Below are 14,114 nucleotides of genomic sequence, written 5' to 3'. Positions count from 1 at the left end.
CCAGGCGATAACGTGTCGATCACCGTCAAGCTGATCAACCCGATCGCGATGGAAGAAGGTCTGCGCTTCGCTATCCGCGAAGGCGGCCGTACCGTCGGCGCCGGCGTGGTTGCAAAAATCATCGCATAAGGAAATGTTATGCTTCCACCCGGGGCGTCCTGGGTGGTAGAATAGCACTCCTCGAAAGTTTTACGTAGGGACGTAGCTCAATTGGCAGAGCGTCGGTCTCCAAAACCGAAGGTTGGGGGTTCGATGCCCTCCGTCCCTGCCACCGTCAAGGTGCAGGGCACCGAAAGTAGAAAAATGTCAAATCAATCCGTGCAAACCGTTAGCACGTCGAGTGACAAGATAAAAGTCGCGCTGGCAATAGTGGCTGCGATTGCAGGAGTAGTCGGGTTTTATTACCTGGCAGGCCAACCAGCTCTGGTGCGTGCAAGCGCGCTTGTGGCTGGTTTGGTTATTGCTGTTGCGCTCTTGTATGTCTCGACGACCGGCCGTGAATTTCTCAATTTCGCCAAAGAAGCTGTGCGCGAAACCAAGAAAGTCGTTTGGCCTACCCGCAAAGAAGCCACGCAGATTACTGCGATCGTGTTTGCCTTTGTGCTGGTCATGGCGATTTTCCTGTGGGGCACGGATAAATTGCTCGAGTTTTTGTTGTATGACGTAATTCTGGGTTGGAAAAAATAATGAGCGAAAATGTGCATGATGAAGCGGCGGACGAGTCCGTTCCGGGCGACGCTCCGGTAGCGGATACTGGTGCAGCGCTGAGCGTGCCAGTGAGCAGCAAGCGCTGGTATGTCGTGCATGCTTATTCCGGCATGGAAAAAAGCGTCATGCGCGCACTGACCGAGCGCATCGAGCGCGCGGGCATGCAAGACCAGTTCGGCCAGATCCTGGTGCCGATCGAAGAAGTTGTCGAAGTCAAGAATGGCGTGAAGTCCGTCACCGAACGTCGTTTCTATCCTGGCTATGTGCTGGTTGAAATGGAAATGACGGACGAGAGCTGGCACTTGGTCAAGAACACCAGCAAGGTTACCGGTTTCATCGGTGGCAAGTCGAACAAGCCGACGCCGATCTCCGCGCGCGAAATCGACGGCATCATGAAGCAGATGCAAGAGGGTGTCGAGAAGCCCCGTCCAAAAACCTTGTACGAGGTGGGCGAGCAGGTACGTATCAAGGATGGTCCGTTCACCGATTTCAACGGCAATGTCGAAGAAGTCAATTACGAGAAATCCAAAGTGCGCGTCTCGGTCACCATTTTCGGCCGCGCTACCCCGGTAGAGCTCGAATTCGGCCAGGTCGAAAAAGTTTAAGTTGTATCAGCGCCACCAGGAGCGCCGCAGCGGTCTCAGCGAAATCCGGTCAGAGGAGCCCCGCCAGGGTAGGATCGGCGGGGCGCTACTACTCAATCCAAGATAGGAGCCATCATGGCAAAGAAAATCATTGGTTTTATCAAGCTGCAAGTGCCAGCTGGTAAAGCAAACCCATCCCCACCAATCGGTCCAGCTCTGGGTCAACGTGGTCTGAACATCATGGAATTCTGCAAGGCCTTCAATGCACAGACCCAAGGTCTGGAGCCAGGCATGCCGATTCCAGTCGTGATCACCGCATTTGCGGACAAGTCCTTCACGTTCGTGATGAAGACGCCTCCAGCAACCTACCTGATCAAAAAAGCTGCTGCGATCACCAAAGGTTCGCCGAAGCCACATACCGACAAAGTCGGTACGCTGACCCGCGCACAAGCTGAAGAAATCGCTAAATTGAAAACCCCTGATCTGACCGCTGCCGACATGGATGCTGCTGTACGCACCATCGCTGGTTCCGCTCGTTCGATTGGTATCACGGTGGAAGGTGTTGTATAATGGCTAAGTTATCCAAACGTATCAAGGCTTTGAAAGCCAAAGTCGACCGTACCAAAGTGTACGCTTTCGACAACGCTGTCGCTCTGATCAAAGAGTGCGCAACGGCCAAGTTCAATGAATCGATCGACGTATCGGTACAACTGGGTGTTGATCCTAAGAAATCCGACCAAGTGGTGCGCGGCTCCGTCGTTCTGCCAGCTGGTACCGGCAAAACCGTACGCGTGGCAGTATTCGCGTCGGGCGAAAAAGCGGAAGCTGCCAAAGCAGCTGGCGCCGACATCGTTGGTATGGAAGACCTGGCTGAGCAGATCAAAGCCGGCGACATGCCTTTCGACATCGTTATCGCTTCGCCAGATACCATGCGTATCGTTGGTACCCTGGGCCAGATCCTGGGCCCACGCGGCATGATGCCTAACCCGAAAGTCGGCACTGTTACTCCTGACGTCGCTACCGCCGTGAAAAACGCGAAAGCCGGTCAAGTTCAGTACCGTACCGACAAATCCGGTATCATCCACGCTACCATCGGCCGTAAATCGTTCGCTGACGCAGATCTGAAATCGAATCTGGTCGCACTGATCGACGCACTGAACAAAGCCAAGCCAGCATCGAGCAAAGGCGTGTACCTGCGCAAAGTTTCGCTGTCGTCGACCATGGGCGCTGGCGTCCGTGTTGACCAGGCTAGCCTGGCAGCTTAAGTAACAGAATCAAGTCCTGTAGCGCCTTCGGGCGCTGCGGGCGCATCTTTGGGCTGTCTGCCCGGTGTCCGCACCAGGCAGGCAGACAATCAAAGACCGTTGGGCCGACTGCGATCGCACATGCAGAAGGTTAATAGGCTTGCCGGCAACGGCAAGTGCCCAACGCAGATGGTGTACCCGAACAAGTTTTGTAGTCCTCATGCTGCGTGAATCCATCCGCTCAGTTTAGTACTTCTTGACTTCGGACGCCGTGTTCGAACCGATGCAAGGCGCTCAACCACTCGGTTGTGATTGCCGAACATCATTTAAGGAGGTTGACCGTGAGTCTCAATCTGAATGACAAAAAGGCCGTCGTCGCCGAAGTTTCCGCACAAGTAGCAAATGCGCAAACGATCGTCGTGGCCGAATATCGTGGCATCCAGGTTGGTCACTTGACGCAACTGCGTGCTAAAGCGCGTGCCCAAGGCGTGTACCTGCGTGTGTTGAAAAACACTCTGGCTCGTCGCTCCGTTGAAGGTACCGCATTCGCCAGCCTGGCAGATGCCATGACCGGCCCGTTGATCTACTCGATCTCGGCCGATGCCGTTGCAGCAGCTAAAGTCATCGCTGACTTCGCTAAAACCAACGACAAACTGGTCATCAAAGCAGGTAACTACGCAGGCAAGCCGCTGGATACAGCTGCTGTCACCGCGTTGGCGAGCATTCCTAGCCGTGAAGTCCTCATTTCGCAGTTGTTGGGCGTTATGCTGGCTCCGGTTTCGGGCTTTGCACGTGGTCTGGCTGCCCTGGCAGCGAAAAAAGGCGAAGGCGCCGAAGCTCCTGCAGAAGCAGCAGCAGAAGAAGCCCCAGCAGCCGCTTAATTGCGCGCGCTTTTTTCTCTCAGTACCAATCTGATGTAACTAACGTAATAAATTTAGGAGTTTCAAAATGGCAATTAGCAAAGACGATATCCTGGAAGCAGTTAGCGCCATGTCCGTAATGGACCTGAACGACCTGGTTAAAGCATTCGAAGAAAAATTCGGCGTGTCCGCAGCAGCGATGGCTTCGGCCGGTCCTGCAGCAGGCCCAGCAGCAGCTGCTGAAGAGCAAACCGAGTTCAACGTTGTTCTGGACACCTTCGGCGCAAACAAAGTTGGCGTCATTAAAGCAGTTCGCGAAATCACCGGCCTGGGCTTGAAAGAAGCTAAAGACCTGGTCGACGGCGCACCAAAAACTGTAAAAGAAGCAGTGTCGAAAGCTGACGCTGAAGCTGCAGTGAAGAAACTGGTTGAAGCCGGCGCAACCGCTTCGATGAAGTAATATCTGTACTGGCGTCAGTTAGCGCCCGAGTCAAAGTCTGAGGTTTCCCCTCGCAAGGGGGGAAATCCGACTTTGGCTCCTTTGTCGTCTGCATCGTATTTGTCATGTAGTTGTAGCAGTTTTTATTCGATTCAAGCCGGAAAGCAGAGCCTTGAGGTTTCGTCTGTGTCACACGCAGCGGTGCAAACGAACACTTGCAAAACCTGAATTTTCTATCCTTTCTGTCACTCACGGAGTGTCCATGCACTACTCATTTACTGAGAAGAAACGCATTCGCAAATCATTCGCGAAGCGCGCCAACGTTCACCACGTTCCGTTCCTGCTGGCGACCCAGCTCGAGTCTTATCATAGCTTCTTGCAAGAGGACATAGCACCGTCCGGCCGCAAGAATGATGGCCTGCAGTCGGCTTTCACCTCGATTTTCCCTATCGTGTCGCACAATGGTTTTGCGCGTCTCGAATTCTTGTCGTACGTTCTGGGCGATCCTGCCTTTGACGTCAAAGAATGTCAACAACGTGGCCTGACGTTCGCGTCGCCGCTGCGCGCGAAAGTGCGCCTGGTGATCCTGGACAAGGAATCGCCAACCAAGCCCGTCGTCAAAGAGATGAAGGAACAGGAAGTCTACATGGGCGAATTGCCGCTCATGACGACCACCGGTTCGTTCGTCATCAACGGCACGGAGCGGGTTATCGTTTCCCAGTTGCACCGTTCGCCTGGCGTGTTCTTCGAGCACGACCGCGGCAAGACTCACTCGTCCGGCAAGCTGCTGTTCTCCGCGCGTATCATTCCTTACCGCGGTTCGTGGCTGGACTTCGAGTTCGACCCGAAAGACATCCTGTTCTTCCGCGTCGACCGCCGCCGCAAGATGCCCGTGACGATTTTGCTCAAAGCAATCGGCATGTCGCATGAGCAAATCCTGGCAAACTTCTTCGTCTTCGACAATTTCAACCTGCGCTCCGAAGGCGCGGAAATGGAATTCGTCTCCGAGCGTCTGCGCGGCGAAGTGGCGCGTTTCGACATCGTCGACAAGTCGGGCAAGACCCTGGTGCTGAAAGACAAGCGTATCAACGCGAAACACGTGCGTGATATCGAAGCTGCCGGCATCAAGCACATTTCCGTACCGGAAGACTACCTGCTGGGCCGCGTATTGGCGAAGAACATCGTCGATGGCGACACCGGCGAAGTCGTCGCTTCCGCGAACGATGAGCTGACGGAAGATTTGTTGGGCCGCCTGCGCGACGCCAACATTGCCGAAATCCAGACCTTGTACACCAACGACCTGGATCAGGGCGCCTACATCTCGCAAACCCTGCGTATCGACGACACCGCCGACCAGATGGCGGCGAAAGTGGCGATCTACCGCATGATGCGTCCAGGCGAACCGCCAACGGAAGACTCCGTTGAAGCGCTGTTCAATGGCCTGTTCTACAACTCGGACCGCTACGACCTGTCGGCCGTGGGCCGCATGAAGTTCAACCGCCGCATTGGCCGCGATGAACTGACCGGCGCCATGACCCTGTCGAACGAAGACGTACTGGCCGTGATCAAGATCCTGGTGGAACTGCGCAATGGCCGCGGCGAAGTCGACGATATCGATCACCTGGGTAACCGTCGCGTACGTTGCGTGGGCGAACTGGCCGAGAATCAATTCCGCGCCGGCCTGGTGCGTGTTGAGCGCGCCGTCAAGGAACGCCTCGGCCAAGCAGAAGCGGACAACCTGATGCCGCATGACCTGATCAACTCGAAGCCGATTTCGGCCGCGATTCGCGAGTTCTTCGGTTCGTCCCAGCTGTCGCAGTTCATGGACCAAACCAATCCTCTGTCGGAAATTACCCACAAGCGCCGCGTATCGGCTCTGGGACCCGGCGGTCTGACACGCGAACGCGCCGGCTTTGAAGTGCGCGACGTGCATCCGACCCACTACGGCCGCGTCTGCCCGATCGAGACACCGGAAGGTCCGAACATTGGTCTGATCAACTCGCTGGCTCTGTACGCCCGCCTGAATGAATACGGCTTCCTGGAAACCCCGTACCGCAAGGTCGAAGGCTCCAAGATTACCGATCAGATCGACTACCTGTCCGCCATCGAAGAAGGCCGCTACATCATCGCCCAGGCGAATGCGACCATCAACGACGAAGGCATGCTGTCCGATGAACTGGTCTCGGCCCGTGAAGCCGGCGAAACCATCCTGGTATCCCCAGAGCGCATCCAGTACATGGACGTGGCGCCGGGCCAGATCGTTTCCGTCGCTGCCTCGCTGATTCCGTTCCTCGAACACGATGATGCGAACCGTGCATTGATGGGCGCCAACATGCAACGCCAGGCTGTGCCTTGCTTGCGTCCGGAAAAAGCGCTGGTCGGTACCGGTATCGAACGCACCGTTGCGGTCGACTCGGGCACCACTGTGCAAGCCCTGCGTGGCGGTATCGTCGATTACATCGATGCGGGCCGTGTCGTGATTCGCGTCAACGATGACGAAGCGCAAGCTGGTGAAGTGGGCGTCGACATCTACAACCTGATCAAGTACACCCGTTCGAACCAGAACACCAACATCAATCAGCGTCCTATCGTGCAAGTGGGCGACCGCGTCGCCAAGCGCGACGTGATCGCCGACGGCGCATCGACCGACCTGGGTGAATTGGCGCTGGGCCAGAACATGACCGTGGCCTTCATGCCATGGAATGGTCTGAACTTCGAAGATTCGATCCTGATCTCGGAAAACGTCGTCAAGGACGACCGCTACACCTCGATTCACATCGAAGAGTTGTCGGTGGTGGCCCGTGACACGAAACTGGGCGCGGAAGAAATTACGCGCGACATCTCGAACCTGGCTGAAAATCAGCTGGCACGTCTGGATGAGTCCGGTATCGTCTACATCGGCGCGGAAGTGCAAGCAGGCGACACCCTGGTCGGTAAAGTGACGCCAAAAGGCGAAACCCAGCTGACCCCGGAAGAGAAGCTGCTGCGCGCGATCTTCGGCGAAAAAGCGTCGGACGTGAAAGACACCTCGCTGCGCGTGCCTTCGGGCATGATCGGTACCGTGATCGACGTGCAAGTCTTCACCCGTGAAGGCATCGTGCGCGACAAGCGTGCCCAGCAAATTATCGATGACGAACTGAAACGCTTCCGTCTGGACTTGAACGACCAGATGCGTATCGTGGAAGGCGATGCCTTCCAGCGTCTGGAAAAAATGCTGATCGGCAAAGTCGTCAACGGCGGCCCGAAAAAGCTGGCCAAAGGCGCCAAGATCACCAAGGAATACCTGGCCGATCTGGACAAATACCACTGGTTCGACATCCGCCCTGCGGACGACGATGCCGCGGTAGCGCTGGAAGCGATCAAGGAATCGATCAACGAGAAGCGTCACCAGTTCGACCTGGCCTTCGAAGAGAAGCGCAAGAAACTGACGCAAGGCGATGAGCTGCAACCAGGCGTGCAAAAAATGGTCAAGGTCTACCTGGCCGTGAAACGCCGCCTGCAGTCGGGCGACAAGATGGCAGGTCGCCACGGTAACAAGGGTGTGGTTTCCCGTATTGTTCCTGTGGAAGACATGCCATACATGGCCGACGGCACGCCAGCCGACGTTGTGCTGAACCCGCTGGGCGTTCCTTCGCGGATGAACGTTGGTCAGATTCTCGAGACGCACTTGGGCTGGGCTGCCAAGGGTCTGGGTATCCGCATCGGCGAAATGTTGAAGGCGCAAACCAAGGTCGAACAAGTGCGCAAGTACCTGACGACGATCTACAACGACAACGGCCGCGCGGAAGAGCTGGACAACTTCGACGACGAAGAAATCATGAAGCTGGCGGAAAACCTGAAAAAAGGTGTTCCGTTCGCCACGCCAGTGTTCGATGGCGCGAATGAAGAAGAGATCCGCCGCATGCTGGACCTGGCGTATCCGGACGACATCGCCAAGAACCTGGGCATGACCGCGTCGAAAAACCAGGTGACCATGTATGACGGTCGCACCGGTGAAGCGTTCGAGCGCAAGGTTACTGTCGGCGTCATGCACATGCTGAAACTGCATCACTTGGTCGATGACAAGATGCATGCGCGTTCGACCGGTCCTTACTCGCTGGTGACGCAACAGCCACTGGGCGGTAAAGCCCAGTTCGGTGGTCAGCGTTTCGGTGAGATGGAAGTCTGGGCACTGGAAGCGTATGGCGCGTCGTATGTCTTGCAAGAGATGTTGACCGTCAAGTCCGATGACGTGAATGGCCGTACCAAAGTGTACGAGAACCTCGTCAAGGGCGACCACGTGATCGATGCCGGCATGCCGGAATCGTTCAACGTGCTGGTCAAGGAAATCCGTTCGCTGGGTATCGATATCGACCTCGAACGCAACTAAACGACAGCACCCTGTCATTTGGTTTGGGAAACACAAAGCCCGGCTGGGAAACCACGCCGGGCAATGTAGTCTCAGGAATATAGAAATTTAATCACCTCTGGAGTGATACATGAAAGCACTGCTCGATCTATTCAAGCAAGTACAGACCAACGAGACCTTCGATGCAATCAAGATCGGTCTCGCTTCGCCTGAGAAAATCCGTTCGTGGTCCTACGGCGAAGTCAAGAAGCCGGAAACCATCAACTACCGTACCTTCAAGCCTGAGCGCGACGGCCTGTTCTGCGCCAAGATCTTTGGCCCGATCAAGGATTACGAATGCCTGTGCGGCAAGTACAAGCGCCTGAAACACCGCGGCGTGATCTGCGAAAAGTGCGGCGTCGAAGTCACGCTGGCCAAGGTGCGCCGCGAGCGCATGGGCCACATCGAACTGGCTTCGCCTACCGCGCACATCTGGTTCCTGAAGTCGCTGCCGTCGCGTCTGGGCATGGTCCTGGACATGACCCTGCGGGACATCGAACGCGTGCTGTACTTTGAAGCATACGTCGTGACCGATCCAGGCATGACCCCGCTGAAGAAGTGTCAGATCATGTCGGAAGACGACTACGCCGCCAAGTACGAAGAGTACGGCGACGACTTCACCGCCTTCATGGGCGCCGAAGGTATCCGTGAACTGCTGCGCTCGATCGACATCCACCGCGATGCCGAAACTCTGCGCGTGGAACTGAAGGAATCGAAATCCGAAGCCAAGATCAAGAAATACGCGAAGCGCCTGAAAGTGCTGGAAGCGTTCCAGCGTTCGGGCATCAAGCCTGACTGGATGATCATGGAAGTGCTGCCGGTGCTGCCGCCGGAACTGCGTCCGCTGGTACCGCTGGACGGTGGCCGTTTCGCGACCTCGGATCTGAACGATCTGTATCGCCGCGTCATCAACCGTAACAACCGTCTGAAACGCCTGATGGAGCTGCGCGCTCCAGAGATCATCACGCGCAACGAAAAGCGCATGCTGCAAGAAGCGGTCGATTCGCTGCTGGACAACGGCCGTCGCGGCAAAGCGATGACCGGCGCCAACAAGCGTCCGCTGAAGTCCTTGGCAGAGATGATCAAGGGCAAGGGCGGCCGTTTCCGTCAAAACTTGCTGGGCAAACGCGTCGATTACTCCGGTCGTTCGGTCATCGTCGTGGGCCCGCAATTGAAACTGCATCAGTGCGGCTTGCCGAAACTGATGGCGCTGGAACTGTTCAAACCATTCATTTTCAATAAACTGGAACTGATGGGTCTGGCTACCACGATCAAGGCCGCCAAAAAGCTGGTCGAGATCCAGGAACCGGTCGTGTGGGACATCCTGGAAGACGTGATCCGTGAACATCCGATCATGTTGAACCGCGCACCTACGCTGCACCGCCTGGGTATCCAGGCATTCGAGCCAGTCCTGATTGAAGGCAAGGCCATCCAATTGCACCCGCTCGTCTGCGCCGCATTCAACGCCGACTTTGACGGTGACCAAATGGCGGTCCACGTTCCTCTGTCGATCGAAGCGCAGATGGAAGCACGCACCCTGATGCTGGCATCGAACAACATCCTGTTCCCATCGAACGGCGAACCATCGATCGTGCCTTCCCAGGATATCGTGCTGGGTCTGTACTACGCGACCCGCGAAGCGATCAATGCGAAGAACGAAGGGATGATGTTCCCTGACGTGTCGGAAGTGATCCGCGCCTACGATAACAAGGAAGTCGAACTGACGACCCGCGTCACCGTGCGTATTACCGAATACCCGAAAAACGCCGAAACGGGCGAATTCGAGAAAACGGTAACGCGTTACGAAACGACGATCGGCCGTGCGATCCTGTCGGAAATTCTGCCGAAAGGCCTGCCGTTCTCCGTCCTGAACCGCGCGCTGAAAAAGAAAGAAATTTCCAAGCTGATCAACACGTCGTTCCGCAAGTGCGGCCTGCGCGCCACCGTGGTGTTTGCAGACAAACTGATGCAATCGGGTTTCCGCCTGGCGACACGCGCCGGTATCTCGATCTGTGTCGACGACATGCTGGTACCGCCGCAAAAAGTCACCCTGATCGCGACGGCCGAATCGGAAGTCAAGCAGATCGAACAGCAATACGCCTCGGGTCTCGTGACCGCCGGCGAGCGTTACAACAAGGTCGTCGATATCTGGGGCAAGACCTCGGATGAAGTCGGCAAGGCCATGATGGACCAGCTGAAAGTCGAAGACGTAGTGCGCCGCGACGGCACCCAGTCGACGCAAGAATCGTTCAACGCCATTTACATGATGGCCGACTCCGGCGCGCGCGGTTCCGCAGCCCAGATTCGCCAGTTGGCCGGTATGCGTGGTCTGATGGCGAAACCGGATGGTTCGATTATCGAAACGCCGATTACCGCGAACTTCCGCGAAGGTCTGAACGTGTTGCAGTACTTCATTTCGACCCACGGTGCGCGTAAAGGTCTGGCCGATACGGCGCTGAAAACGGCGAACTCCGGTTACCTGACGCGTCGTCTGGTCGACGTGACGCAAGACTTGGTGGTGATCGAGGACGATTGCGGCACCATGAACGGTACCGTCATGAAGGCCCTGGTCGAAGGTGGTGAAGTCATCGAACCGTTGCGCGACCGTATCCTCGGCCGCGTCGTGGTGCATGACGTCGTCAACCCTGAAACCCAGGAAACCCTGTATGACGCCGGCACCCTGATGGATGAAGACATGGTCGAAGAGATCGAGCGTCTGTCCATCGATGAAGTCAAGGTCCGCACGCCACTGACTTGCGACACGCGCTTCGGCCTGTGCGCCAAGTGCTATGGCCGCGACCTGGGCCGCGGCATGCTGGTCAACGCGGGCGAAGCCGTCGGTGTGGTGGCAGCGCAGTCGATTGGTGAACCGGGTACCCAGCTGACCATGCGTACGTTCCACATTGGTGGTGCGGCATCGCGTGCGGCAGTGGCATCGTCGGTGGAAGCCAAGTCGAACGGTACCATCCGCTTCACGGCAACCATGCGTTACGTGACGAACGGCAAGGGCGCGCAAATCGTCATTTCCCGTTCCGGCGAAGTGCTGATCACCGACGACCATGGCCGTGAGCGTGAGCGTCATAAAGTACCGTACGGCGCGACCCTGATCGTCAAGGACGGCATGGTCATCAAGGCCGGTACGGCCCTGGCAACGTGGGATCCGCTGACCCGTCCGATCATTACCGAATACGCCGGTCAAGTGCGTTTCGAGAACGTCGAAGAAGGCGTCACCGTGGCCCGTCAGGTCGACGAAGTGACTGGTCTGTCCACCTTGGTGGCGATCGATGCGAAACGTCGCGGTTCGCTGACCAAGACCCTGCGTCCGCAAGTCAAGCTGATCAACGACGCGAACGAAGAAGTCAAGATCGCCGGCACCGAACACTCGGTGGCGATCGGTTTCCAGGTCGGCGCGTTGATCATGGTCAAGGACGGTCAACAGGTATCGGTGGGTGAAGTGCTGGCACGTATCCCGACCGAATCGCAAAAAACGCGCGATATTACCGGTGGTCTGCCACGCGTTGCTGAACTGTTCGAGGCGCGCTCGCCGAAAGATGCCGGTATGCTGGCGGAAGTCACGGGTACGGTTGCGTTCGGTAAAGAAACCAAGGGCAAGCAGCGTCTGGAAATCACGGACATGGACGGCAACAAGCATGAGTTCTTGATCACCAAGGACAAACAAGTGCTGGTGCATGACGGCCAAGTCGTGAACAAGGGCGAGATGATCGTGGACGGCCCGGCCGATCCGCAAGACATCCTGCGCCTGCTGGGTATCGAAGCGCTGGCCCGCTACATCGTTGACGAAGTGCAGGACGTGTACCGTCTGCAAGGCGTGAAGATCAATGACAAGCACATCGAAGTCATCGTGCGTCAGATGCTGCGCCGCGTGCAGATCGTCAATGCCGGCGACACCAACTACATCGTTGGCGAGCAGGTAGAGCGTTCGGAACTGCTGGACGAGAACGATCGCGTAACGTCGGAGAACAAGATTCCTGCGACCTACGAGAACGTCTTGCTGGGTATTACCAAGGCATCGCTGTCGACCGATTCGTTCATCTCGGCCGCATCGTTCCAGGAAACCACCCGCGTGCTGACCGAAGCGGCGATCATGGGCAAGCGCGATGGTCTGCGCGGCCTGAAAGAGAACGTCATCGTCGGCCGCCTGATCCCTGGCGGTACGGGCCTGGCCTTCCACCGTGCACGCAAAGAGAAAGAAGCGTGGGAAGTGGAAGAGCGTCAAGCACTGCTGCTGGCCGAGAAAGCCTCGATGGCCGGCGAAGCTGCCGAAGCGCTGCAGGATATCGAGACCCAGCAACACCACGGCGACGAAGCGTAATCTACGCTGCCAGCTGACAAAAACGGCACCTTCGGGTGCCGTTTTTTTTTGTCTTGAGATAAGTCAATCAGACCGCGTGGTCCGCGTAACCGTCGGGCCGGATCAGCAGGCTTTTGATGCCGGCCAGTTGCGGGCAGCCGGGTTTGATCGTCAACGAAGTAAGCCAGGCCACATCGAAACGATACGGCTGTGCCGCGTGGGCGACATCGCCAACGGCCAGCTGCAGCCATTTTCCTGCGTGCAGCAGTTCATGGATACCGACGGCCGTGCCGTCGGCCAGGCGCAGCAGCCAGTCGGGCACGCGCTGGCCGCTCCAGTCTGCGTTGCCGGTGCTGGCGTCAGAGGCCAGCGGGACGGGATAGCGCACGCCAAAGCCGGACAACTCGCTGGCCAGCGAACGGTTCACGTCCGGCTGCGCCAGCATGTCGCTGATGCTGGCGCGCAGGGCCAGGGTGCGTTCGTCAAAACGCGTCAGCATGGCTGTTTGCGCGAGCGTATTGTGCTGCAAGGACACGCCAACGGGATGGCGCTCCGCATGGTAGCTGTCGAGCAGGCTGTCCGGTGCATAGCCCTTGAGTACGCCTGCCAGCTTCCAGCCCAGGTTCATCGCGTCCTGCATACCCACGTTCATGCCCTGGCCACCAGCCGGCATGTGGATGTGGGCGGCATCGCCGGCCAGGAAGACGCGGCCCTGGCGGTAGCGCCGCGCCAGCCGTGTTTCGTCGCTGAAGCGCGACAACCAACTGGCGTCATGCAGGCCGAAATCGTAGTCCGCGATGGCCGTGCTGGCCTGCGACAATTCCTCCATGGTGGCCGGTTCCGCTGCCACGGCTTGGGGATGGCGCGCATTCATGGCGATGACGCGGTGGCGGCCATGCCCCAGCGGCACGATCATCAGGCTGCCCGCTGCGTTCGTCAGAGACAGCATGGGTGAGGCGGGCGGATGACGCAGCTGTACATCGCCCATGAGCATGCTGCAGGTGGCCGCGACGCCGTCGAAGGCGATGCCCGCCTGCTGGCGCACGAGGCTGCGACCGCCATCGGCGCCGACCAGGTAACGGGCACGCAGGCAAAACGGGGCGCCGTCGAGCGTGCCGGCCACCGTGACGCCATCAGCATCCTGCTGTGTCTGCTCAACGAGCGCGCCGCGAACAATCGCCACGCCATCTTCCAGCAATTGCTCTTCCAGCAGGCGCTCCGTCGTGCTTTGTGGCAGGAACAAGGTGTAGGGATGGGGCGTGTCGAAGCCGGAAAAGTCGAGCCGGGTATCGAGGCCCGCATAATGGCCGCTGGAAAAGGACGTGCCCAGCGCGACAAAGCGCCGGTCCAGACCCCGCAAGCCCAGCATTTCCAAGGTGCGTCCATGGATGGTCAGCGCGCGCGAATGCGCGCTGCGTTGCGGCCGCCGCTCCAGGACGGCCACGCGGATGCCGGCCAGGCGCAATTCGCAGGCCAGGGTCAGGCCGACGGGGCCGGCTCCCACGATGATGACTTCGATATCGCTATTGTGCATGTCACTCTCAATCTAACGTTGTTAGTCTGTGTAAAATGGTAAACTA

The 14,114-nt window shown here is 57.7% G+C and carries 10 protein-coding genes and 1 tRNA gene; 10 read left to right on the top strand and 1 reads right to left on the bottom strand.

Annotated features, from left to right (window positions below; translation table 11 throughout):
* From AC07X6_RS05915 to rpoC, 10 genes are all read left to right on the top strand, one after another.
* The coding region (locus AC07X6_RS05915) for an EF-Tu C-terminal domain-related protein (protein WP_462938459.1) at window positions 1–129 on the top strand (129 nt) is incomplete at its 5' end.
* A gap of 66 nt (window positions 130–195) precedes the next feature.
* A tRNA-Trp gene (locus tag AC07X6_RS05910) sits at window positions 196–271 on the top strand.
* A gap of 32 nt (window positions 272–303) precedes the next feature.
* Window positions 304–687 (top strand): preprotein translocase subunit SecE, encoded by a 384-nt coding sequence (gene secE / locus AC07X6_RS05905; protein ID WP_010394308.1) that lies wholly within the window; start codon window positions 304–306, stop codon window positions 685–687.
* Window positions 687–1,313 (top strand): transcription termination/antitermination protein NusG, encoded by a 627-nt coding sequence (gene nusG, locus AC07X6_RS05900; RefSeq protein WP_034753130.1) that lies wholly within the window; start codon window positions 687–689, stop codon window positions 1,311–1,313. Before secE ends, nusG begins: the two co-directional genes overlap by 1 nt.
* Window positions 1,314–1,427: 114 nt before the next feature.
* Window positions 1,428–1,862 (top strand): 50S ribosomal protein L11, encoded by a 435-nt coding sequence (gene rplK, locus AC07X6_RS05895; RefSeq protein ID WP_034753131.1) that lies wholly within the window; start codon window positions 1,428–1,430, stop codon window positions 1,860–1,862.
* The gene (rplA, locus tag AC07X6_RS05890) at window positions 1,862–2,557 is read left to right on the top strand and encodes a 50S ribosomal protein L1 (protein WP_034753134.1); all 696 of its coding nucleotides are present in this window, start codon (window positions 1,862–1,864) and stop codon (window positions 2,555–2,557) included. The genes rplK and rplA overlap by 1 nt, the downstream gene beginning before the upstream one ends.
* 320 nt (window positions 2,558–2,877) lie before the next feature.
* The gene (rplJ, locus tag AC07X6_RS05885) at window positions 2,878–3,417 is read left to right on the top strand and encodes a 50S ribosomal protein L10 (RefSeq protein WP_034753621.1); all 540 of its coding nucleotides are present in this window, start codon (window positions 2,878–2,880) and stop codon (window positions 3,415–3,417) included.
* 67 nt (window positions 3,418–3,484) lie between these two features.
* Window positions 3,485–3,856, top strand: a complete 372-nt coding sequence (rplL, locus tag AC07X6_RS05880) for a 50S ribosomal protein L7/L12 (protein ID WP_070223390.1) — start codon at window positions 3,485–3,487, stop codon at window positions 3,854–3,856.
* Between the two features lie 241 nt (window positions 3,857–4,097).
* Window positions 4,098–8,204 carry a DNA-directed RNA polymerase subunit beta gene (gene rpoB, locus AC07X6_RS05875; RefSeq protein ID WP_494790363.1) on the top strand — a complete coding sequence of 1,369 codons (4,107 nt, stop codon included), beginning with the start codon at window positions 4,098–4,100 and terminating at the stop codon, window positions 8,202–8,204.
* Between the two features lie 109 nt (window positions 8,205–8,313).
* Window positions 8,314–12,555 (top strand): DNA-directed RNA polymerase subunit beta', encoded by a 4,242-nt coding sequence (gene rpoC, locus AC07X6_RS05870; RefSeq protein ID WP_230542354.1) that lies wholly within the window; start codon window positions 8,314–8,316, stop codon window positions 12,553–12,555.
* Window positions 12,556–12,622: 67 nt separating this feature from the next.
* On the opposite strand, the gene AC07X6_RS05865 is transcribed toward rpoC, so the two are convergent.
* The gene (locus tag AC07X6_RS05865) at window positions 12,623–14,068 is read right to left on the bottom strand and encodes an FAD-dependent oxidoreductase (RefSeq protein ID WP_494790362.1); all 1,446 of its coding nucleotides are present in this window, start codon (window positions 14,066–14,068) and stop codon (window positions 12,623–12,625) included.
* Window positions 14,069–14,114 lie beyond the last annotated feature (46 nt).

It is taken from the genome of Janthinobacterium sp. GW460-12-1-14-LB5, assembly GCF_059423585.1.
This window is presented reverse-complemented; position numbering and strand designations above follow the sequence as displayed.